At 60.6% G+C, this 19,669-nt stretch carries 24 protein-coding genes; 10 read left to right on the top strand and 14 right to left on the bottom strand.

Annotated elements, in window-relative coordinates:
* Nucleotides 1-235: 235 nt before the first annotated feature.
* Complete coding sequence (locus Q1A85_RS18385; RefSeq protein WP_299692935.1) at nucleotides 236-1,276, top strand: chemotaxis protein CheB; 1,041 nt, start codon at nucleotides 236-238, stop codon at nucleotides 1,274-1,276.
* Nucleotides 1,273-1,785 (top strand): chemotaxis protein CheD, encoded by a 513-nt coding sequence (locus tag Q1A85_RS18380; protein ID WP_299692932.1) that lies wholly within the window; start codon nucleotides 1,273-1,275, stop codon nucleotides 1,783-1,785. Before Q1A85_RS18385 ends, Q1A85_RS18380 begins: the two co-directional genes overlap by 4 nt.
* Nucleotides 1,786-1,976: 191 nt before the next feature.
* On the opposite strand, the gene Q1A85_RS18375 is transcribed toward Q1A85_RS18380, so the two are convergent.
* The 9 genes from Q1A85_RS18375 to Q1A85_RS18335 form a co-directional block, all read right to left on the bottom strand.
* Nucleotides 1,977-2,318, bottom strand: coding sequence for a hypothetical protein (locus Q1A85_RS18375; protein WP_299692929.1), 342 nt, complete (start codon nucleotides 2,316-2,318; stop codon nucleotides 1,977-1,979).
* A complete protein-coding gene (locus Q1A85_RS18370; RefSeq protein ID WP_299692926.1) occupies nucleotides 2,318-2,704 on the bottom strand; it encodes a response regulator in 387 nt (128 codons plus the stop codon). The genes Q1A85_RS18375 and Q1A85_RS18370 overlap by 1 nt, the downstream gene beginning before the upstream one ends.
* Before the next feature lie 10 nt (nucleotides 2,705-2,714).
* Nucleotides 2,715-3,581, bottom strand: coding sequence for a protein-glutamate O-methyltransferase (locus Q1A85_RS18365; protein WP_299692923.1), 867 nt, complete (start codon nucleotides 3,579-3,581; stop codon nucleotides 2,715-2,717).
* A complete protein-coding gene (locus tag Q1A85_RS18360) occupies nucleotides 3,581-4,042 on the bottom strand; it encodes a chemotaxis protein CheW (RefSeq protein WP_299692920.1) in 462 nt (153 codons plus the stop codon). The genes Q1A85_RS18365 and Q1A85_RS18360 overlap by 1 nt, the downstream gene beginning before the upstream one ends.
* 1 nt (nucleotide 4,043) lies before the next feature.
* Nucleotides 4,044-6,152 carry a chemotaxis protein CheA gene (locus Q1A85_RS18355; RefSeq protein ID WP_299692917.1) on the bottom strand — a complete coding sequence of 703 codons (2,109 nt, stop codon included), beginning with the start codon at nucleotides 6,150-6,152 and terminating at the stop codon, nucleotides 4,044-4,046.
* A gap of 11 nt (nucleotides 6,153-6,163) precedes the next feature.
* Nucleotides 6,164-6,529, bottom strand: a complete 366-nt coding sequence (locus Q1A85_RS18350) for a response regulator (RefSeq protein WP_299692914.1) — start codon at nucleotides 6,527-6,529, stop codon at nucleotides 6,164-6,166.
* The gene (locus tag Q1A85_RS18345; protein ID WP_299692912.1) at nucleotides 6,526-6,804 is read right to left on the bottom strand and encodes an STAS domain-containing protein; all 279 of its coding nucleotides are present in this window, start codon (nucleotides 6,802-6,804) and stop codon (nucleotides 6,526-6,528) included. The genes Q1A85_RS18350 and Q1A85_RS18345 overlap by 4 nt, the downstream gene beginning before the upstream one ends.
* Nucleotides 6,805-7,025: 221 nt before the next feature.
* On the bottom strand, nucleotides 7,026-8,108 hold the full coding sequence (locus Q1A85_RS18340) for a methyltetrahydrofolate cobalamin methyltransferase (protein WP_299692909.1): 1,083 nt from the start codon (nucleotides 8,106-8,108) through the stop codon (nucleotides 7,026-7,028).
* A gap of 113 nt (nucleotides 8,109-8,221) precedes the next feature.
* Nucleotides 8,222-8,770, bottom strand: a complete 549-nt coding sequence (locus Q1A85_RS18335; RefSeq protein WP_299692906.1) for a hypothetical protein — start codon at nucleotides 8,768-8,770, stop codon at nucleotides 8,222-8,224.
* Nucleotides 8,771-9,518: 748 nt separating this feature from the next.
* Between Q1A85_RS18335 and Q1A85_RS18330 the strand changes: the two genes are divergently transcribed.
* Complete coding sequence (locus tag Q1A85_RS18330; protein ID WP_299692903.1) at nucleotides 9,519-9,695, top strand: hypothetical protein; 177 nt, start codon at nucleotides 9,519-9,521, stop codon at nucleotides 9,693-9,695.
* A 34-nt stretch (nucleotides 9,696-9,729) separates the two neighbouring features.
* On the opposite strand, the gene Q1A85_RS18325 is transcribed toward Q1A85_RS18330, so the two are convergent.
* Both Q1A85_RS18325 and Q1A85_RS18320 read right to left on the bottom strand, forming a co-directional pair.
* On the bottom strand, nucleotides 9,730-10,653 hold the full coding sequence (locus Q1A85_RS18325) for a methylenetetrahydrofolate reductase (RefSeq protein ID WP_299692900.1): 924 nt from the start codon (nucleotides 10,651-10,653) through the stop codon (nucleotides 9,730-9,732).
* A gap of 20 nt (nucleotides 10,654-10,673) precedes the next feature.
* Entirely contained in the window at nucleotides 10,674-10,970 is a 297-nt protein-coding gene (locus tag Q1A85_RS18320; protein WP_299692897.1) for a virulence factor, read from the bottom strand.
* 212 nt (nucleotides 10,971-11,182) lie between these two features.
* Here Q1A85_RS18320 and Q1A85_RS18315 point away from each other — a divergent pair, with 212 nt between their 5' ends.
* The 3 genes from Q1A85_RS18315 (at nucleotide 11,183) to Q1A85_RS18305 (ending at nucleotide 13,784) form a co-directional block, all read left to right on the top strand.
* Nucleotides 11,183-11,839, top strand: coding sequence for a sulfotransferase family 2 domain-containing protein (locus tag Q1A85_RS18315; protein ID WP_299692894.1), 657 nt, complete (start codon nucleotides 11,183-11,185; stop codon nucleotides 11,837-11,839).
* A 76-nt stretch (nucleotides 11,840-11,915) separates the two neighbouring features.
* Entirely contained in the window at nucleotides 11,916-13,043 is a 1,128-nt protein-coding gene (locus Q1A85_RS18310) for a Ppx/GppA phosphatase family protein (RefSeq protein ID WP_299692891.1), read from the top strand.
* Nucleotides 13,044-13,055: 12 nt separating this feature from the next.
* Entirely contained in the window at nucleotides 13,056-13,784 is a 729-nt protein-coding gene (locus tag Q1A85_RS18305) for an RlmE family RNA methyltransferase (protein WP_299692888.1), read from the top strand.
* A gap of 10 nt (nucleotides 13,785-13,794) precedes the next feature.
* Here Q1A85_RS18305 and Q1A85_RS18300 read toward each other — a convergent pair whose 3' ends face one another.
* The gene (locus Q1A85_RS18300; RefSeq protein WP_299692886.1) at nucleotides 13,795-13,977 is read right to left on the bottom strand and encodes a hypothetical protein; all 183 of its coding nucleotides are present in this window, start codon (nucleotides 13,975-13,977) and stop codon (nucleotides 13,795-13,797) included.
* 64 nt (nucleotides 13,978-14,041) lie between these two features.
* Nucleotides 14,042-15,046, bottom strand: coding sequence for a GlxA family transcriptional regulator (locus tag Q1A85_RS18295; protein WP_299692884.1), 1,005 nt, complete (start codon nucleotides 15,044-15,046; stop codon nucleotides 14,042-14,044).
* Nucleotides 15,047-15,219: 173 nt separating this feature from the next.
* Here Q1A85_RS18295 and Q1A85_RS18290 point away from each other — a divergent pair, with 173 nt between their 5' ends.
* Nucleotides 15,220-16,593 (top strand): class II 3-deoxy-7-phosphoheptulonate synthase, encoded by a 1,374-nt coding sequence (locus Q1A85_RS18290; protein WP_299692881.1) that lies wholly within the window; start codon nucleotides 15,220-15,222, stop codon nucleotides 16,591-16,593.
* Between the two features lie 56 nt (nucleotides 16,594-16,649).
* Here Q1A85_RS18290 and Q1A85_RS18285 read toward each other — a convergent pair whose 3' ends face one another.
* Complete coding sequence (locus Q1A85_RS18285; RefSeq protein ID WP_299692878.1) at nucleotides 16,650-17,315, bottom strand: PAS domain-containing protein; 666 nt, start codon at nucleotides 17,313-17,315, stop codon at nucleotides 16,650-16,652.
* Nucleotides 17,316-17,539: 224 nt separating this feature from the next.
* Between Q1A85_RS18285 and Q1A85_RS18280 the strand changes: the two genes are divergently transcribed.
* From Q1A85_RS18280 to Q1A85_RS18270, 3 genes are read left to right on the top strand one after another with little or no spacing between them, the layout of a single operon-like run.
* Complete coding sequence (locus Q1A85_RS18280; RefSeq protein WP_299692875.1) at nucleotides 17,540-18,454, top strand: YicC/YloC family endoribonuclease; 915 nt, start codon at nucleotides 17,540-17,542, stop codon at nucleotides 18,452-18,454.
* A gap of 3 nt (nucleotides 18,455-18,457) precedes the next feature.
* Nucleotides 18,458-19,102 carry a guanylate kinase gene (gene gmk, locus Q1A85_RS18275; protein ID WP_299692872.1) on the top strand — a complete coding sequence of 215 codons (645 nt, stop codon included), beginning with the start codon at nucleotides 18,458-18,460 and terminating at the stop codon, nucleotides 19,100-19,102.
* Nucleotides 19,099-19,626, top strand: a complete 528-nt coding sequence (locus Q1A85_RS18270) for a gamma carbonic anhydrase family protein (RefSeq protein WP_299692869.1) — start codon at nucleotides 19,099-19,101, stop codon at nucleotides 19,624-19,626. The genes gmk and Q1A85_RS18270 overlap by 4 nt, the downstream gene beginning before the upstream one ends.
* Nucleotides 19,627-19,669: the final 43 nt, after the last annotated feature.

Genomic DNA, 19,669 nt, shown 5'->3' with positions numbered 1-19,669 from the left:
GCTGCCGGTGATCACCATGGACCCGGTGGTGATCCGCGACCGGTTCATGAAGGCCGTCGCGGGGTGAGGGGAGGGGCAGGTTAATCGGTCCTTCATGGCTGCCGGCTAAGACCAAGGGAACCCAAATACAGGACCGGTTCCCTGATGTTTGTCGCCACGCATTGCCGATCCGGCACATTTGCCGCTGTTGTCACGCGCTGCCGGTGTCGCTGGCGGCCTAGTTGTCGGTGCCGCCATGTCTGACATAAGGGAACGTGTCGGTACGCCCACCACACGCTCTGGCGTGATCAGGGTCATGGTGGTTGACGATTCCCCAACCATGCGCGGCTGGTTGTCCGTTATTATTGACCGCGATCCGCGTCTTTGCGTCGTGGCGCAGGCTGCCACGGCGCATGAAGCGCGCGATTTGATCAAGATCACCGAACCGGATGTCCTGACGCTTGATCTTGAAATGCCGCAGATGAACGGCCTCGACTTCCTGACGCATTTGATGCGTTTGCGACCGATGCCGGTGATCGTTTATTCCAGCCTTGTCGCCAGTGAAAGCAGGGTTGTTGCGGCTGCGATGAAACAGGGGGCCGTCGCGTGTATCGCCAAGCCTGATCGCCCGGACCCCAGAGTGCTGAAGGACCTGTGCAAAACGCTTGTCGCCGCGGCCAAGGTTCGCAAGAATACCCCGGCAGACACCGTGCCGCTGCTGGCACGTCACATCATGCTCGCTGGCGCATCGACGGGCGGCGTTGCCGCCATTGAAACCCTTTTGGCTCAGTTTTCCAGCGACAGTCCCCCCATTGTGATCGCGCAGCACATGCCGCAGCGTTTCCTCAAAAGTTTCGTCGATCGCCTGAGCCGCATTGTGCCGCTGCATGTACAACTGGCCCAAGAAGGCGAGGTTCTGCGACCCGGCAGCGTTCATCTCGCCCCTGCGTTGGAGCGCCAGACCTGTGTTGCGTGGGACGAGAAAGGCTGGCGGATCGAGTTTCAAGACCGCCTCCCGGACGAGGCGTTTTGCCCATCGGTTGACCGGCTGTTCACTTCTGCCGTTCCATGGGCGCCGCGCGTTGGGGCGGTATTGCTGACTGGGCTGGGCAATGACGGCGCACAAGGCATGTTGTCGCTGTTCCACGCGGGCAGCCGAACGGTGGGTCAGTCTCGGGACAGCTGTGTGGTCTACGGAATGCCCGGCGCTGCGCGCGCCTTGGGGGCCGTCGAAAGCGAGGTCGACTTGCGTGTCGCTGGCACCACGCTCCTGCGGATGATGGAGCATACGGTATGAACGCCGAACGCATCCACATCGTTCAGGGTGAGCACGCCGTCGGCATGGGCGAAAATACTGTCATCACAACGCTTTTGGGATCCTGTGTGGCGTGCTGCATGTGGGATGATGCAACGGGTATTGGCGGGATGAACCACATGCTCTTGGCGGCGGGGCGCGCGCAGTCCACGGTCGATGCGCTCGCCGATATCAACGAAATTGAAACATTGATCAATGCGTTGACACGGCTGGGGGCAGACCGATCCCGGCTAAAGGCCAAGGCCTTTGGCGGCGCGCGGATGGTGTCGGGGTTGTCAGACATCGGTCAGCAAAACTCGGATTTCACATTGCGCTATCTGGCCCGCGAAGGGATCGAGGTTGTGACCCAGTCGCTGGGCGGTTCACATGCGCGCAATATCCGGTTTTGGCCTGGCTCGGGACGAGTGATGCAACGGGTGAGCAGCACCAAGGTGCGCGAAGTGGAAACGCGTGTGCCGCGCAGGGAAGGCAACGATTTGGAGTTGTTCTAGGGCGCGTGACTTTTTGAAACAGGCGCGAACGAATACCTGGTCTGAGTGCGCGTGCCGGGTTTGGTGAAGCCGTTGATGACCGGGTCGACTGCGCAGTCAATCAGCGCGTTAACCCAAGAGGGGTCGGTGACCCGTACACATGATCGCGCGCGTACCGCGTCCTCGGGTGCGTCTTGCCATCGCTGCGCTGATTAAAACAGGTCCAAATCGCCAGCTTCAATCTGCGGCTTGGTCGCAACCCCATTCAACAGCCCACGCGTCTCAGCCAAGGTGATCCGGTCGATCACTGTGGTCTCGCACACATCATCTTGGCCGACGGATTCAAACAACGTCGCAAGATCGGCAATGCGCTGACGGATATGGTCGATCTTTTGCAATGTGACGAGTGTCTCATGCGCGAGACCCGTATCTGCCTCCGGACTTAACGTCGCGATCAGACGCTCAATTTCGGCAACGTCCGACGAAATCGCGCCCAGATGGCGGGCGAGACTGGCGTAGAATGCCCGTCCACCTGGGTCGAATTGCGAGGTCATCAGAGGGGTCCGACAACCGATTCGATGCACTTGCGCAGCTGCGCGGGTTCAAAGGGTTTTTTTAGATAGTTGTTCATGCCCAGTTTGCGACCGTAGTCGATGATCTGCTGTTCGGCCCGCCCCGTGATCAGGATAAACCCGACGCCTCTGGTTTTTTCCCCGCTTCGCAAGTGATGCAGCAGTTTCAGCCCGTCCATATTGGGCATGTTGTAATCCGATATCACAAGGTGAACTGGCGCTCTGGACAAAGTCGTCAGAGCGTCGGCCCCATCCTCTGCTGTCGACACATGCTGCACGCCGAGGGCATCCAGCGCCTGTGTAATCAGTCCGCGGCTGGTGGACATGTCATCCACCACCATAATCCTGATCTGATCCCTGAGGGCCATTCGAGCGCTCCTAGCTGTGATTGCTGCGGGTCATGCAGCCGGTTTCAAGTGCGTAAGTGGTGGTGCCGATGTTCTTCAATCCAAACTGCGCCGCTTCGCCAATGCGTTCAGAGTGGCCGAGAAACAGAAGGCCTTCGGGCTGCAAGGCACTCGCAAATCGGGGCCACAGCACGTCTTGCGTTTCACTTTTGAAGTAGATCACCACATTTCTGCAAAAGATGGCGTCGAAACGACCGCGCATTGGCCATGGGTGCATCAGGTTCAGTTCCTTGAACGTGATGTGGCGCTTGACCAAGTCGTCCATTTCAAACTGATCGGAATCGGCGACGGGCCGCAGAAACGCGTCGGCCAAAACCTTGGGGACGGCCGAAACTTCTTTTGCATCATATTGCCCCGTCCGGGCAAAACTGACGACGCGCGGATCAATGTCGGTGGCGAGAATGCGGAAATCTGTGTCCGCCAGCGCGGGCAGGGCGTTCAGCAAATGCATCGCAATCGAATAGGGTTCTTGCCCGCGCGAACATCCCGCGGACCAGATGCGCACGCGTTCCCCTTGGGCGACCTTGCGTTCAAGGATTGGCAGCAGCCGGTCGGTCAGCAGGTCAAAGTGGTGTTTTTCGCGAAAGAACTGCGTCACATTCGTCGTCAAGGCAGATATCATATGCCGCAATTCCGGTTGCCCAGTCTCTGAACGGACATGTGAGACATACGACTCGAAACTGGGCAGTCGCAGTGCGCGCAGCCGCGGTTTGAGACGCGATTGCACCATCAGTCGCTTTTCCGGGACCAGTTGCAGCCCGCTTTCATCCTGCGCGATTGCAGCAAGTGCGTCGAACGTGTCTGACGCCAAGGTCGAAGGATCTGACAGCATGGCCATCAGGCAGCATCACTTTGCAGCGATGTGACCAGATGCGACAGATCCAGCACGCGGATCATGCGTTCGTCGATCAAGGTCAGGGATTTGATCACGCCCGGATGCGCCCCGGAGGAGACGTCGGGAGGCGGCTGCATATCCTCGTCGGTCAATGCAATGATGTCCGACACGGCATCCACCAAAAGACCCGCAAGCGTCTCGCCATGCTTGACGACGATGATCACGTTCCGGTCGGTATGTTCCGTCACCGGCAAGCCCAGCCGTTGTCCAAGATCCATCACGGGTAGCACGGTGCCGCGCAGATTTATCACGCCCTTCATGTAGCTCGGCGTGTGGGGCAGGGGGGTGGCCTGCGTCCATCCGCGGATTTCCCGCACGGACATGATGTCGAGCGAATATTCCTGATCGCTCAACTTGAACGTCAGCAATTCAACGGGTTTTGACGCTTCGGCGGTTTCGGTCATTTCAAGCCTCCATACGCAGGGGTGCGGCATGAGAGCCGCTGTGTTTTGGCGTGTGAGCGATGATGTCAGATGGGTCGATGATCAATGCGATCTGACCATCCCCGAGGATGGTTGCGGCTGCAATTCCGGGCGCGCTGCAAAACGCGTCGTCGAGCCCCTTGATCACGACCTGACGTTGATCCTGTATTTCGTCGACGATCAGGGCCGCGCGACTGCCGTCTTCCTGAACGATCAGCAAGGCAACGGAGCCTGCCAAATTGCTGGGTTCGGCGCGGTATCCAAGAGCGCTGCCAAGATCAAACAGTGGCACGAAACCGCCGCGCACCCGCACAACACGGGTGCCGGGCTCGACCTCGTCGACGGTGTCGTCGCGGATGGTCAACGTCTCCGACACAACATTAAGCGGCACGACCAACGTCTCCTGTGCCACATCGACCACCATACCATCGAGTACGGCCAAGGTCAGCGGCAGCGAAATCGAGAACGTGGTTCCCTCGCCGGCTGCAGAGGTGATCGTGATGCGCCCGCCAAGCGACTGTATCGCGGTTTTGACCACATCCATGCCAACGCCGCGACCTGACAGATCGGAAACACAGCTGGCCGTCGAAAAGCCCGGCAGGAACAACAGGTTGTCGATTTCGGTGTCGCTTAACACAGCGTCTTCGGCGACCAACCCCTTGTCGATCGCGATCTGGTGCACTTTGGGGCGGTTGATCCCGGACCCATCATCAGACACTTCGATCACCACACGGCCAGACCGGTGCGCGGCGCTCAACTTTACGGATCCTTCCGGGGACTTGCCTGCCTTGACCCGGTCTTCGGTTGATTCAAGACCGTGATCGACGGCATTTCGGATCATGTGGGTCAGCGGATCAGCCAGCCGTTCAATCACCGTCTTGTCAACTTCGGTGGTTTCGCCATCGGTGATCAGATGAACGTCCTTGTCCACAGCGGCCGAGGCTTCTCTGACGATGCGGGACATACGTTGAAACAGTGGTTTGACCGGCTGTGCGCGGATCATCATCACACTGTCCTGAATGTCGCGCGTCAATCGCTGAAATTCCTCAAGACCATTCATGGCGTCGGAATGGGGCGACAAGCCTTCACTTTCGAGGCTTTGTGCCAGCATGGCTTGGTTGATCACCAATTCGCCCACGAGATTGACCAGCCGTTCGATCCGGTCGAGATCAACGCGGACGACGGTTTTTGCCGCGTTTGCCTGCGCGGGTTGCGATGCAGGTTTCGCGGCTGGCTTGGACACCTCCGTTGGCGCAACCGCTTCTCTTTCGGGCGGCGCGCCTGGGGGGTCGGACACCAGAGGCGGCAGATCCGGCAATGATGTTTGCGGGGCGGTATCCGCGCGCGCGACGGTTATATCACACAGACCTTCCACAAACTCAAAAACGGAGCGGATCTCAGCCTCTTCCACCGTGGTATTCAGGTCAATGCTCCAAGACAAATAGGCACTTTCCGGGGCAAGTTCGGTCAATCCGGGCACTTTGGACGTGTCACAACGGATGTCTGCCTGACCGAGATCCGCCAGCGCCGAAAGGATCGGGAAAACCTCGTTCCCGCTTTCGTACATGTCCGCTTCGGGAGTGAAGGTGATGCGCCAGCGCGGGGGCTCAGGCGGTGTATCCAGAGACGGCAGATCGAGATCAAGGCTGAGCGCCATGGGTTGGAACTCAATCTCGTCCTCAGCAGTGTCTGCCGCGTCGCGCGAAATGTAGCTGTCCAGATCGGACAGGATCGCGTCACTTTGACTGGGCGGGAAATCAACGTCGTCCCGGCAGGCGCGCACAATGTCTGACAGGTGATCGCCCGCGCGGAAGAACAGCTTGGTCAGGTCTGGCGTGACCGGCTGCGCGCCTGCGCGCACACCATCCAGCACGGTTTCAAACCGGTGGGCGAAACGGACCATCGGCTCCAGACCAAAGGCCCCTGCGCCACCTTTGATCGAATGCACGGCACGGAACACCACATTGATCGTCTCTGGATCATCATCGCCATCGTCCAGTCGTTGCAAGCCATCTTGCATCGCTTCGAGCAACTCTTCGCATTCGATGAAGAACGACGCCTTGATCTCTGCCATCGGATCGGGAGATGTCATTGTATTGCTCCCTAACCGGCGACCATGCGCAGGGCTTTGATCAACTTGGCAGGATCAAACGGCTTCACGATCCAGCCGGTGGCACCGGCCTTGCGGGCGCGTTGTTTCAGGTCATTTCCGGATTCCGTTGTCAGCACGAGGATCGGGGTGGTCCGGTGCGGCGCCTGTCCGCGCACGACATCGATAAATGCCAGCCCATCCATTCGTGGCATGTTGATATCCGTGATGATGACGTCCGGGGCGATGCCATCCAGCACTTCGGTCCCATGCACGCCGTCATCGGCAGTGTGTACCGTAAACCCCTCCGGTTCGAGGGCCAGCTTGATCATGTTGCGCATGGTGCGGCTGTCATCGACAGCCAGTACTTCAAGCGTCATTGCGACACCTCCGTCAATTCGGCGAACGTGAGACCCATGGCGGCAAGATGTGTGGCAGCGCGCGCACTGATGTCGGTGCATTCAAGCGTGCCGCCGCTTGCCGACCACGTTTTGGCCGCGCTCACAATGACCTGCACGGCCTGCGCGCCGAAATGTGTCACCGCACCACCGTCGAGGGTTACGTGCCCGTCCGCGGGCTTCTGCATCAATTCGGACGCAAGCGCCGCCGCCGCGGCTGTATCCAGACGGTCAACCAACACAACCCGCTCAGCCATCGCAGCGTCCGCTCACGGTGTGAAATCGTCTGTGCATCTCCATGCCTCCGCATCTTGCTCGAACGTCATGAGCACTAGCGGACGGTGCGTTAAGACCGGGTTACTCCCCATCAATCTCCGGTCAGAATTCCGGATCGGCACGGACCTTCCGTACCGGCCACAAAGAAAAAGCCGCCGCTAGATGTCCAGCGACGGCTTGCTCATACAGGACTGGCTGACACTCAGGCGCGGCGACGGCGGCCTCCGGCACGTCCACCGCGCCCCCGTGCTTCGGTGCCGGGCGCGGCAGGCACACGGTTAAACTTGATCCATGCCGCACCACCATCATCGTTGTTCGTCAGGAAATTCGCCGCGCGAATGGCCTCCATCTCCTTGCCGGCCCGCGGCAGGGTAGACCCCAAGCCAAACAGCTGGACAAAGGTCTCATCATCCATGCCTTCGGGCAGGATCACACCGCTGGCTTCGACCTCGGCGCGCTTTTCCGCGATCTTGGTCGGTCCGACGGGCAGGGCAACCGGGTTCATAATCGCGGAGGTCATCCCGGCACCCATCGCCATGGGCAGGAACGCATTGTTGATGCCGTGCCGGTTGGGCAGACCAAACGAGATGTTCGAAGCACCGCAGGTCGTGTTCACGCCCAGTTCTTCACGCAGACGCCGCACCAGGGTAAACACCTGATGCCCCGCTGTCGCCATCGCACCGATTGGCATGACCAGAGGGTCAACAACAATGTCATGGGCGGGGATGCCAAAATCGGCTGCACGTTCAACGATCTTCTTGGCGACGGCAAAACGCACGTCGGGGTCTTCGGAAATGCCTGTGTCGTCGTTGGAAATCGCAACCACGGGTACGTTGTATTTCTTGACCAGCGGCAGCACCATCTCCAGCCGCTCTTCCTCTCCGGTGACGGAGTTGAGCAGCGGGCGGCCTTCGGCAGCGGCCAGCCCGTTTTCCAGCGCGCCGGGCACCGAACTGTCGATGCAGAGCGGGCAATCGGTCACGGCCTGCACGCGTTCCACCAGTTCTTTCATCAGCGTCGGCTCGACAAAATTGTTGTCCGCATAGCGCGGGTCTTCGGCCATTTTGTTGGAAAACACAGCGCCCGAGTTGATGTCGAGCACATTGGCACCAGCGGCCACTTGCGCGATGGCATCGGCCTCCACGCGCGAGAAATCGCCGCGCTCCAGCTCTTCGTTCAGGACCTTGCGGCCTGTGGGGTTGATGCGCTCGCCAATGACGCAAAAGGGCTGGTCAAAGCCGATGATCGCGGTCTTGGTCTTGGATTCGATGACGGTGCGGGTCATGGGGCGGGCACTCCTCTGGGCCTGTTTCGCCGGACCCTACGCACAGGCAGCGGGGCAGGGCGGCGCACTTGCGACATAGGCGGATGCAGGCGCGACGTCACCCGGGATTGTGCTCATGAAGATGATGAGGATAGGGCGTCAAGGGCGGCTTGGATGTTGTTGCGCAGTTGTGTGGCACTGCCGTGGTCGTATGACATGTGTGCGGGGTCGTAGACGCGCAGGGCGTTTTGAACATGCGCCAGCGCCGCCTCCAGATGCGGACGCGGATCGGGGGCTGAGTCATGGGCCGCGCGCGCCTTTTCCACGTTGGCAAGGTTTCCTTGTATCATCGCCCAGTCCACCGGATGGTCCGCGTCGGTGAAGACGCACAGGGCAGCGCGGTAGCTCTCCACCGCTTCGGCCAGCAGGTCCGCCCCCTCCGGCCCGGCAGTGCGGGTGCTTTGTTCTTGCAGCGCAATGGCGAGGTCGTTCTGCGCCATCGCTGTCAGATGAGGTGTTGGTGCAATGCTGGTGCATTTGCGGGCAAGGCCGATGCCCGCCGTCAAGGCGAACGGTGTCCCATGACGCACGCGGTCATAATGCGCCTGTGCGTATCCGTCCGCATCATTGGCGAGGGTGGCTTGCGTGATGAGCAGGTCGAAGATGCGCGTGTCTTCGGCCACTTGCGCCTCGCGAGCAGCGGCGCGATGGGCGCTTCGGCTTGTAGATCCGGATAGGCTTCGTCGATCTGACCATCCTTGTTTAACGCGTTGATACGTTTGATGAGGGTTTCGGCCGCATCCTCAAAGTGTGAGGGCAGGCGGCCCCGTTCCTGTTCCTGTGCGGCCAGTTCCAACGCAGCCTCCAAGCCGTTGAGCGCGGCTTCGATATCGGTTGGGTTCCCGTCCGCGTATTTGTAGGCCATAGCGACGGCCAAAGTTTTAGACAGTTTGAGTTTTTCGCGCAAGGCTTCGGCTTCTTTCGGCATCGCGCTTGCAGTGGCGTCTTGGGCCGTCGCGTCGTCCCTGTCGGGCAAGTAGTGGCCGGTCAGCCGGTCAATGACGCTTGCGGGCAGGTCGAGCACGCGGGCAAAGCTGTGGATGGTCCATTCAGACAGGTTACGCAGCCCGTTTTTCCAACTAAGAGCAGTACCCTTTGCGGTCTGGGTTCCGGGGCGCCTTGTCCGCAAGGGTCGTCAGGCTTCAGGACCGCGCGTCGCGTTCTGCTTTGATCGCAGCGCCAAAGGCCATGAGGGTAGGGGAGATGGGCTGTTGAATGGTCATGATCCCGACATACCCCCAGACACTCGCAACGCAGGTTACCTTTGCGATGTAACGCGTGACATCCAAGATGTCGCGCCATGTCGCCGCTTCTTTGCGATGGTCGGATCACGTCCCGCGCAGGTCAACCCAATGCAATGAGGATTGATCTATGAAAGACCTGTTTGACGAATTCTGCACCAAAGCTTCGCCCTTCTGGTGCGACCGTGTTGCTTATGCCGGGCTTGTCGCGCTTTACGGTGCGGAATGTCTTGGGCTGGTGGACAAGGACGTTGTCGTGCAGGGAGCGACGGCGCACTGTATCGCGCTCACGACGCAACAACAATGAGAGGGGCGGGCTGAAGCCCGCCCTACGGTAGGTGTCAGGCGGCGGGGACTGCGGCGCTTCCACCGTTTTCGATGGCCCAGTGGGCGTTGGTCTTGATACCGCCCAAGGGGAAAAAGTGGACCTGTTCAATATTGAACTCCGGATGCGCCGCCTTGTGCGCCGCAAGCTCTGAGATCACTTCGGTCGGCTCAAATGGCATCAACAGCTTGGTCACATCCTTGGCGCGGCGTTGCAGCACGCGCAGGGATGGACCCACGCCGCAGGCGATGGCGAATTTGATCATCGTCTGCAGCTTTGCCGGGCCCGCGATGCCGATATGGATGGGCAGAGTGATGCCAGCCTCGCGCAATGCGTCGGCCCAGGCGATAATCGGACCCGCTTCGAACGCGAACTGCGTGGCGATCGCCATGTCCGCGTCCGTCCGTTCGTCGAATTTCTGTTTCCAAACAACAGCCTCTTCGACGTTCTTCATGCCGCCATCCGGGTCGATATCCTTGTTCCCCTCGGGGTGACCCGCCACGTGCAGCCGTTTGAACCCGGCGCGGTCAAACGCGCCGCTTTCCATCAGTTGCATGGAGCTGTGGAACGCACCGTGGGGCTGGTCCACGCCGCCAGCCAGCAACAAGGCCTGATCCACACCGGCCTCGCCCTGATACATGGCGATCCAGTTTTCCAACGTCGCCTGATCCTTGATGATACGGGCCGGGAAATGGGGCATCACATCGAACCCTTCGCCCGCAATGCGCTTGGCAGTGGCGACCATCTCGTCAATTGGCGTGCCTTCGATGTGGGCGATGTAGACGCGCGTGCCAGCGGGCAGAATGCTGCGGAAATCCTCGACCTTTTGGGCGGTGCGCGGCATCACCTCGATGGAGTAGCCTTGCAGGAATGCCTCCACCTCAGGGGACAGGGTTCCCGCGACGGGTCCTTCGGGTTTTTTGAAGTTCAACAATGCCATAGCGGTCACTCCTCAGGCGCTCACGCGCGACCTTCGTTGTCGATCAGCGCCTTGAGCCGCGCCGTGTCATATTCTGCCTCGAGGCGGACAGCCTCTGCTTCGGCCACCGCGGCGGGATCGCCGTCCACAGGGTAGGGGGCCGCCTTGCGCCACTCTGCCAGATAGGCATCGGCATCTTTTGCGCCAACCTTCATCGCGGCGCGGTCAATGGCCTGCTCGAACCGCTCTTCGAGCTGGCGTTTTGCACCGCGACGACCCTTGCCCACGATCACTTGGGCCGGGATATCGCGCCAGAAGACCACGGTGACGTCAGGCATCTGATTCCTCTCTCTCGGTTGGCCCGTCATACTGCAGGCGTGCGCCCTTGCGCGGGCCATTTTCGACAAAGCGTCTCACTACAGCGACGCATGGCGGGTTCGGTGAGTCGCATCGGCAACATTCGTCGCCAATCACTATGCGTCAGACTTGGCCTGCGCAGGGGCCGTGGTAAACCTCGAAATGTTCATAAAAAACATCGGGTCCGTTTCACATGGTCATCCATATCGACGCATTGAACGTGGCTTACATGGCGGTGCCCAAGGCGGCCTGTTCATCGGTCAAAGCGACGCTGGGTGCGCTGGATCCCGACAACCCGATCAGTGATCCCACCGCGTTTTCCATGGACACGCTCCACGATCAATTTCAGACGCGCCGATTTCGCATCCACCGCTGGCAAGGCTACGATCACTGCTTTCGCTTTACGGTCGTGCGCGACCCGCTCAAGCGGCTGCTGGGCGTCTACACCAACCGCGTTGTTGCGTTGCGCGAATTGTTCACCGCGCGCAATTTCCGTCGTGGTCTTGTTGATCTGCCGCCTGACCCGGACCCGGATTTCTTTTTCCAGAACCTTGGTGCCTACATCAAAGGGGCCTCGACGATAAAACATCATGCCTTACCTACATCCGTGTTCACGGGAGAGGATTTTGGATTGTATTCAAAGGTCTATCGCACGTCGGACCTTGCCGATCTTGCCGCTGACCTAAGCGAGATTTCAGGGCAGGATGTCACCATCCCGCACGTCAATTCCAGCGGCACGCCTTTGCGCATCGACGATCTTGCCCGCAAGACGCGGGCCGCTATTGCCCAAAGGCTGGCGGGCGAATATGCGCACCTGTCAGCCTATTTCGACAATCCGTTTGACCAATAAGCCGCCGCGCAAAGCCCTTGCGCCGGGCGGGTGCGCAGCCTATCCTTTTGGTAACCCGATATGAAAGGCGCGAACTATGGCGCCAAAGCGTCCCCAAGGTGCGGGCGCGCTCGAAAAGAGAGGCCCCAGGCGGGGGCCTAGTCCCGTGCCGCGTGCCCCCGGATCGCCCGAGCTTTATGCCGCGCTGGATCTGGGCACGAACAGTTGTCGAATGCTGATTGCCGAGCCGCGAGGCGCGGGCTTTCACGTTGTCGACAGTTTCTCGAAATCTGTGCAGTTGGGCACCGGGCTGGAAAGCTCTGGCAAGCTGTCGCGCGGGTCCATGTCGCGCACCATTCAGGCGTTGCGCATCTGTCAGCAAAAGCTCAAGCGGAACAAGGTCCGGCGAATGCGGCTGGTCGCGACCGAGGCCTGCCGCCGTGCGGTCAACGCGGGCGAGTTTATCGACCGTGTCCACCGCGAGACGGGCCTGCGGCTGGATATCATCGCACCCGAGGAAGAGGCGCGGCTGGCGGTGATCTCCTGCGCGCCGCTGGTCAGTCCCAAGACGGAAAACCTGCTGGTGGTGGACATCGGTGGTGGATCGACCGAACTGGTGTGGCTGGATCTGGCCAAGGTCCCGCGGGCAGAGCGTCCGCGCGCCATTATGCGCCTGCGCGAAGGGCTGGAGCGCGAGGACGGCACCCACGAAGACGCCCGCGTCGTGGACTGGATCAGTGTCCCCCTTGGTGTCGCCACCCTGCGCGAACAGTTCAGCGATGTCGAAGACGACGCGGCCCGTTTCGCCCTGATGAGTTGGTTTTTCGAGGAAAACCTCGCCGATTTCTCGCCCTATCATGCGACCGAACCGACAGAGCGGTTTCAGATCGTGGGCACGTCCGGCACCGTCACGACCGTGGCGGCCTCGCATCTCGGGCTGAAGCGTTATGACCGGACCAAGGTGGACGGTCTGCGCATGACTTCGGATCAGATCGACAGCGTGATCCGGTCCTATCTCACCATGGGCCCCGGGGGGCGCCGCGCGGACCCGCGCATCGGGGCGGACCGGCACGCGCTGATCATGTCGGGGGCGGCTATCTTGCAGGCGCTCATGCGCTGCTGGCCGACCAATCGGCTCTCCGTGGCGGATCGCGGCCTGCGCGAGGGGTTGCTATATGCACAGATGAGCGCGGATGGCGTGCTCGACACTGGCGCGCTGACGTAAAGGGACAGGGCTATGGCCAAGACACCAACGGGCAAGAACACGTCAGGCCGCGGTCAGCGCGAGCTGAAGGTCAAGGTCAAGACGGCGCGGGGGCGCAAGCTGTCCTCGACACGCTGGCTGCAACGCCAGTTGAACGACCCTTACGTCAAACGCGCCACAGCCGAAGGATACCGCGGGCGCGCCGCCTACAAGATCATGGAGTTGGATGACAAGTATCGCTTTTTGGTGCCGGGCGCACGGGTGGTTGACCTTGGGGCAGCGCCGGGAGGCTGGTGTCAGGTTGCGGTCAAACGCGTGAATGCGCTGGCTGAGAAATCGGGCAAGGCCGTGGGCACCATTCTCGGTATCGACCTGCAAGAGATGGAGCCGATTGCGGGCTGCGAATTGCATCAGTTGGACTTCATGGCAGACGATGCGGATCAACAGGTCAAAGACTGGCTGGGCGGCAAGGCGGACGTTGTGATGTCCGATATGGCTGCCGCGTCCTCGGGGCATAAACAGACGGATCACCTGCGTATCATTTCACTCTGCGAGGCGGCGGCGTATTTTGCCTTTGACGTGCTGGACGAGGGCGGCACCTTTGTCGCCAAGGTGCTGGCCGGCGGGGCGGAGGGTGAGCTGCAAAAGCTGCTCAAACAACGCTTTGATAAGGTTGCCAACGTCAAACCACCAGCATCCCGCGCCGACAGTTCGGAAAAGTTTGTGGTGGCCATGGGCTTTCGCGGTGCCCAAAGCGACTGACCTCGTGATGTCAGGCGCTACGGTGCAATGATTTCAGGGCGACCCGTTGAAAGGCGGCCAGCGCATCCGCTGATACATCCTGTGATGTGGTGTAGGACCGACCCGATATCTGGCGACGCTCCGCTAGGTCCTCTTGGCGGATGAATTCGAACAGGCGGGCGCGGGCCGAAATGTGAGACGATAGAAGTGACATGCCGCTGGCTTAGTCGGCAAAACCGGCATGGTTGAGGCCCGGTCAGGGCGCAACTGTGACGATGTCAGACCGACAGGCGTGCTGCGTGAGTGCCCCGTTCGCGGTAGGGGGTCGTGTCGTAATGCGCCCGGTAGCACTTGGAAAAATGCGATGGCGAGGCAAAGCCGCAGGCCAGCGCCACGTTGATGACACTCATATCCGTTTGCATCAGCAGATTGCGCGCCTTTTGCAGGCGCAATTCCATGTAATAGCGCTTGGGCGAGCGGTTGAGATACCGGCGAAACAGCCGCTCTAATTGCCGCGTGGACATGCCCACATCCTTGGCGAGGATCGACGGGCTGATCGGCTCTTCGATGTTCTGTTCCATGATCTGGATCACGAGGCTCAGCTTGGGGTGCCGCACGCCGATGCGTGTGGGCACCGACAGGCGCTGCGTGTCCTGATCGGTGCGGATTGCAGAATAAATCAACTGATCCGCGACGGAATTGGCCAATTCTTCGCCGTGGTCATCCGCAATCAGCTTAAGCATCAGGTCGATAGACGACGTGCCGCCAGCGGTCGTCATCCGCTTTTCATCCACGACAAACACTGATTTCGTCAGCTCAACTTCTTGAAACTCTTCGGAAAAACTGTCCTGATTTTCCCAATGGATCGTCGCCCGTTTGCCATCGAGCAACCCCGCCTTGGCCAGCGAAAATGCGGCTGTGCACAGGCCCGCCATGGTCACGCCCTTGCGCGCCTCGCGGCGCATCCAGCTGAGCAGGCGTTTGGTTGTGGCGGCTTGAACGTCGATCCCTCCACAGATCATCACAACGTCGTCGCGTGTCAGTTCGTCCAGATCACCATCCAGTTTAAACCCCGTACCGGCAGAGCAATAGGCGACATCGCCCCCTTCACCGACCGTGCGCCATTCATACAACTGACGGCCCGCCATACGATTGGCAATACGCAGGCTTTCCACCGCAGCGGAAAAGCACAAAAGCGTGAAATTGTCCAAAAGAACAAAGACATAGCGCTTGGGCTTGTCGACCTCTTCGCGGGTCGGTTGAACCGGTCGCATCGTGGACATCGCGGCAGTCATCCTGAACTGGTGCGAAGGTGTATTCCTTCGGCATTAAAAAACCCTGACCACGGGCCAATGCCCACGTCAAGAGGCGTCATTTGGCATATGGCACTGCGGCACAGGCTTTTGTATAGAGGGTCCGCGATCCTGAGATCGCTAACACCAGCGGAGTGAAAGAGATGAGCGATTGGAATAAATCTGACTGGCGCGCCAAGCCCCGGATCCAGATGCCCGATTATACCGATGCTGCGGCCCTGAACGCGGTTGAGGCGCAGCTGTCCAAATATCCGCCGCTGGTTTTTGCCGGTGAAGCACGTCGGCTCAAGGCGCATCTGGGCGATGCCGCACGCGGCGAGGCGTTCTTGTTGCAGGGGGGCGATTGCGCCGAGGCATTCGACCAGTTCAGCGCCGACAGCATTCGCGACACGTTCAAGGTGATGCTGCAAATGTCGATGGTGCTGACCTATGGTGCCAAGGTGCCGGTGATCAAGCTGGGCCGCATGGCTGGCCAGTTCGCCAAGCCGCGCTCAGCCCCGACCGAGACGGTGGATGGCGTGGAACTGCCCAGCTACCGTGGCGACATCATCAATGATCTGCCCTTTACCGCAGAGGCGCGTATTCCCGACCCGGCCAAGATGCTGCAAGCCTACACGCAGGCCGCCGCAACACTGAACCTGCTGCGCGCGTTTTCCACCGGCGGTTTTGCCGACATGAACCGTGTGCATTCGTGGACGCTTGGGTTCACCGACGGACCCGAGGCCGAAAAGTACCGCGAGATTGCCAGCCGTATTCAAGACACGATCGACTTTATGTCTGCCGCCGGGATCACCGCCGACACCACGCATGAGTTTTCGTCAGTGGAGTTTTACACCAGCCACGAATCCCTGCTGCTGGAATACGAAGAGGCGCTGACACGGATCGACAGCACCACGGGCAAATGGCTGGCGGGGTCCGGTCACATGATCTGGATCGGCGACCGCACGCGGCAGCCCGACGGCGCACATGTCGAATTTGCGCGCGGTGTACAAAACCCGATTGGCCTGAAGTGCGGGCCGTCCATGACGGCTGATGATCTCAAGGTGCTGATGGCCAAGCTGAACCCCGAAAACGAAGCGGGCCGCTTGTCGCTGATCGCGCGCTTTGGTGCGGGCAGCGTCGCGGAACATCTGCCACGCCTGATCAACACCGTGCGCGAAGAGGGGGCGGAGGTTGTCTGGGTCTGCGACGCGATGCACGGCAACACGATCAAATCCTCGACGGGTTACAAGACGCGCCCGTTCGATTCCGTTCTGCGCGAGGTGCGTGAATTCTTTGGCGTGCATCAGGCCGAGGGCACGATCCCCGGCGGTGTGCATTTCGAGATGACCGGACAGGACGTGACAGAATGCACGGGCGGTGTCCGTGCCGTGACCGAAGAGGATCTGAGCGACCGGTATCACACCGCCTGCGATCCCCGCCTGAACGCGTCTCAGTCGCTGGAACTGGCGTTCCTCGTGGCTGAAGAGTTGTCAGACCTGCGTGCCCGCCGCGCGGGCGCACGCGCAGCCGGGTAATCCAAACGAGAAAAACATGCGCTAAACGGCGCATGTTTTTTCATTATTTCAAATGATTAGTCGTCATTCTTAACAAGGCGCAGGTAAGGCACGTCCGCACGCGGCGTGTTCGCCTCGAACGGTGTTTCGGGCGCTGCGAAGCCTTGGGCTGTTTCGGGGCGGGCCATTGTCTTTGATGCGGCGTCCGCAGGCGTCGGGAGCGGTACCGTTGACGGCGCCGTGATCGGGCGGATCTTTGCGCCCACGACATCGAACCGGCGCGGGCTAAGGCCGATATCGCCATGCGACACCATGCAGCCCAGAATGCGGCTGACATCACCCAAATCGCTTTTGAGGGGCAACAGCAACAGACGCGCGTCCATATGCGGGCGTCCGGCGCCGCCTTCGGTCACGAGGCGCAGTTCGCACACGGCGGGCCGCTGGAACACTTCCTCCAGCGCATCTGAAATCTGGCGTCGGCAGGGCGGCGTGATCAGCGACGTGAGCGGCATCCCGCGCACTTCCATACCCATCAGGTCGCTCAGATGGCTGCCAGCGATACGGATACGCGCCATCCCCGGTGCAATCCGTTCCAGAACGAACGTGTATTCCAGCGCCGACTCGATCCCACGCGGATCAATCTCGGACCGCTTGGGCATCAGGCGCATACCACGCAGCCCTTCCCAATAGGCCTCAACCTGGGAAAGGGCGGTATATCCAACGTCTGCACGGAACTCTGTCATAGCAACGATATTGTGGGCATTTGGGTTTGTTTTGTCCATCGTTCGTGTCACTCACCGTTTCGTGTTGCGCAGCACGGCAACACACTCATCAAATCCACGGTTGTGATAGCAAGGATTTTAGAGACCTTGTTGGGAAATCCTAACGATTGGTTAACCCATATGTCCGCAATGCGGCGCGGCGCTTTGGCTTGTCTGCCCGCGCGTATGCGCCTAAAGCAAGAGGCATGACGACCACCTCCCCAGATCCCCGTTTGCGGTCCATGACCGGGTTTGCGGCCCAATCCGGCGCGTTCGAAGCACATCGTTGGGCATGGGAAATGCGCAGCGTCAACGGAAAGGGGCTCGATATCCGGCTGCGTGTGCCGGATTGGATCGACGGGTTGGAGGCGGCTTTGCGCCCGCTGATCGCCGCCCATGCCAAACGCGGCAACGTCACCGTGTCACTGCGCATCGCGCGCGAGGATGCGGCGGTCTCTACCTCTGTCAATATGGCGCAGGCAAGCGCGGCCATTGCTGCTCTGCGCGAGATCGCAGGCGAAGCTGCCGCCCAAGGGCTTGAACTGGCCCCGACACGCGCCAGCGACATCGCAATGATGCGCGGGGTGATGGAACAGAACGCCACGCAGGACGATCCGGCCCCGCTGCGCGCGGCGTTGCTGTCGGACGTCACCGGATTGCTGGACGCCTTTGACGCCATGCGCCTGACCGAAGGCGCCGCACTCAGTGATATCCTTTCGGCACAACTGGCAAAGGTCGACGGTCTGGTAACCGAAGCCGAAGCGTTGGCCGAGGCGCGCAAGGACGAGGTGGCCGCGACGCTGAAACGCAACCTCGCCCGTGTACTGGACAATGCGGACGGGGCCGACCCGGACCGGGTGGCGCAGGAACTGGCCCTGCTGGCCGTCAAGGCCGACATCACCGAAGAACTGGACCGCCTGCGCACCCACGTGGGCGCGGCCCGTGGGCATCTGGACGAGGGTGGCCCGGTGGGCCGCAAGCTCGACTTTCTGATGCAGGAGTTCAACCGCGAGGCCAATACGCTGTGTTCCAAGGCGCAGAATGCTGACCTGACGCGGGTGGGGCTGGCGCTCAAGGCGCTGATCGACCAGATGCGCGAGCAAGTGCAAAACGTGGAATAACCGATGCCAGACACACGCCGCGGCCTTTTGATCATCCTCAGTTCACCCTCTGGCGCGGGCAAAAGCACGCTGGCGCGTCGAATGCGCGACTGGGACCCCAACTTGCGCTTCTCCGTTTCCGCCACAACCCGCGCCCCGCGTCCGGGTGAGGTTGACGGCGAGCATTACAATTTCATCAGCGAGGCGGATTTCAAAGCACACGTCGCCGATGGTGAGATGCTGGAACACGCCCACGTCTTTGGTCATTTTTACGGCTCGCCCAAAGGCCCGGTGGAGGACGCGATCAACGCTGGCTGCGACGTCCTGTTCGATATCGACTGGCAGGGCGCGCAGCAGATCACCAATTCGTCGCTGGGTCAGCACACGCTGTCGATCTTTATCCTGCCGCCCTCCATCGCCGAACTGCGCCGCAGGCTGGAGGCGCGCGCGCAGGACGATGCCGAAACCATCGCGCGCCGGATGCAGAAAAGCTGGGACGAAATCAGCCACTGGGGGGGCTATGATTATGTACTGGTCAACGATGATCTCGACCAGACCGAGGCCAAGCTGAAAACCATCATCACCGCCACGCGCCTGCGCCGGTTGCAACAGCCGCAACTGACCGATCAGGTCCGCGCGTTGCAAACCGAGTTCGAGGGAATGACATGACACTTTATGCATTGGGTGACACGCGCCCGCAAATCGCCGACGACACATGGATTGCACCGGACGCCAACGTGATTGGCGATGTGGTGGTCGAGACGGGCGCAAGCGTCTGGTTCTGCTGCACGTTGCGCGGCGATAATGAGACGATCACCATCGGTGCAGGCTCAAACGTGCAGGAAAACACCGTGATGCACACCGACCCCGGCTTGCCCCTGACAATCGGCGCAGGCTGTACGATCGGGCACAAGGCTATGCTGCACGGCTGCACCATCGGTGACAACAGCCTGATCGGGATGGGCGCCACTGTGCTGAACGGCGCAAAGATCGGCAAAAACTGTCTGATTGGCGCGGGGGCCCTGATCACAGAGGGGAAGGAGATCCCGGACGGCTCTCTGGTCATGGGGGTCCCGGGCAAGGTGGTGCGTGCGCTGGACGAGGCAGCGATTCAGGGTCTGCGCGCCTCGGCGCTGCACTATCAGGACAACATGCGCCGGTTCCGCACGACGCTTGAGCCGGTGCGTCGCTAATGCCTCATTGCGATCTGCAGTACTCTGACGACCTTGAGATTGA

It is taken from the genome of uncultured Tateyamaria sp. (genome assembly GCF_947503385.1).
GTDB lineage: Bacteria > Pseudomonadota > Alphaproteobacteria > Rhodobacterales > Rhodobacteraceae > Tateyamaria.
This window is presented reverse-complemented; position numbering and strand designations above follow the sequence as displayed.

Excerpts from the sequence above, each read along its gene's own strand:
- gmk (WP_299692872.1), top strand. The coding sequence starts at position 18,458 with ATGCCAGACACACGCCGCGGCCTTTTGATCATCCTCAGTTCACCCTCT.
- Q1A85_RS18385 (WP_299692935.1), top strand. The coding sequence starts at position 236 with ATGTCTGACATAAGGGAACGTGTCGGTACGCCCACCACACGCTCTGGC.
- Q1A85_RS18305 (WP_299692888.1), top strand. The coding sequence starts at position 13,056 with ATGGCCAAGACACCAACGGGCAAGAACACGTCAGGCCGCGGTCAGCGC.
- Q1A85_RS18300 (WP_299692886.1), bottom strand. The coding sequence starts at position 13,977 with ATGTCACTTCTATCGTCTCACATTTCGGCCCGCGCCCGCCTGTTCGAA.
- Q1A85_RS18380 (WP_299692932.1), top strand. The coding sequence starts at position 1,273 with ATGAACGCCGAACGCATCCACATCGTTCAGGGTGAGCACGCCGTCGGC.
- Q1A85_RS18285 (WP_299692878.1), bottom strand. The coding sequence starts at position 17,315 with ATGACAGAGTTCCGTGCAGACGTTGGATATACCGCCCTTTCCCAGGTT.
- Q1A85_RS18280 (WP_299692875.1), top strand. The coding sequence starts at position 17,540 with ATGACGACCACCTCCCCAGATCCCCGTTTGCGGTCCATGACCGGGTTT.
- Q1A85_RS18365 (WP_299692923.1), bottom strand. The coding sequence starts at position 3,581 with ATGGCCATGCTGTCAGATCCTTCGACCTTGGCGTCAGACACGTTCGAC.
- Q1A85_RS18355 (WP_299692917.1), bottom strand. The coding sequence starts at position 6,152 with ATGACATCTCCCGATCCGATGGCAGAGATCAAGGCGTCGTTCTTCATC.
- Q1A85_RS18325 (WP_299692900.1), bottom strand. The coding sequence starts at position 10,653 with ATGGCATTGTTGAACTTCAAAAAACCCGAAGGACCCGTCGCGGGAACC.
- Q1A85_RS18295 (WP_299692884.1), bottom strand. The coding sequence starts at position 15,046 with ATGTCCACGATGCGACCGGTTCAACCGACCCGCGAAGAGGTCGACAAG.
- Q1A85_RS18315 (WP_299692894.1), top strand. The coding sequence starts at position 11,183 with ATGGTCATCCATATCGACGCATTGAACGTGGCTTACATGGCGGTGCCC.
- Q1A85_RS18330 (WP_299692903.1), top strand. The coding sequence starts at position 9,519 with ATGAAAGACCTGTTTGACGAATTCTGCACCAAAGCTTCGCCCTTCTGG.
- Q1A85_RS18350 (WP_299692914.1), bottom strand. The coding sequence starts at position 6,529 with ATGACGCTTGAAGTACTGGCTGTCGATGACAGCCGCACCATGCGCAAC.
- Q1A85_RS18360 (WP_299692920.1), bottom strand. The coding sequence starts at position 4,042 with ATGACCGAAACCGCCGAAGCGTCAAAACCCGTTGAATTGCTGACGTTC.
- Q1A85_RS18370 (WP_299692926.1), bottom strand. The coding sequence starts at position 2,704 with ATGGCCCTCAGGGATCAGATCAGGATTATGGTGGTGGATGACATGTCC.
- Q1A85_RS18290 (WP_299692881.1), top strand. The coding sequence starts at position 15,220 with ATGAGCGATTGGAATAAATCTGACTGGCGCGCCAAGCCCCGGATCCAG.
- Q1A85_RS18270 (WP_299692869.1), top strand. The coding sequence starts at position 19,099 with ATGACACTTTATGCATTGGGTGACACGCGCCCGCAAATCGCCGACGAC.
- Q1A85_RS18345 (WP_299692912.1), bottom strand. The coding sequence starts at position 6,804 with ATGGCTGAGCGGGTTGTGTTGGTTGACCGTCTGGATACAGCCGCGGCG.
- Q1A85_RS18375 (WP_299692929.1), bottom strand. The coding sequence starts at position 2,318 with ATGACCTCGCAATTCGACCCAGGTGGACGGGCATTCTACGCCAGTCTC.
- Q1A85_RS18310 (WP_299692891.1), top strand. The coding sequence starts at position 11,916 with ATGGCGCCAAAGCGTCCCCAAGGTGCGGGCGCGCTCGAAAAGAGAGGC.
- Q1A85_RS18320 (WP_299692897.1), bottom strand. The coding sequence starts at position 10,970 with ATGCCTGACGTCACCGTGGTCTTCTGGCGCGATATCCCGGCCCAAGTG.
- Q1A85_RS18340 (WP_299692909.1), bottom strand. The coding sequence starts at position 8,108 with ATGACCCGCACCGTCATCGAATCCAAGACCAAGACCGCGATCATCGGC.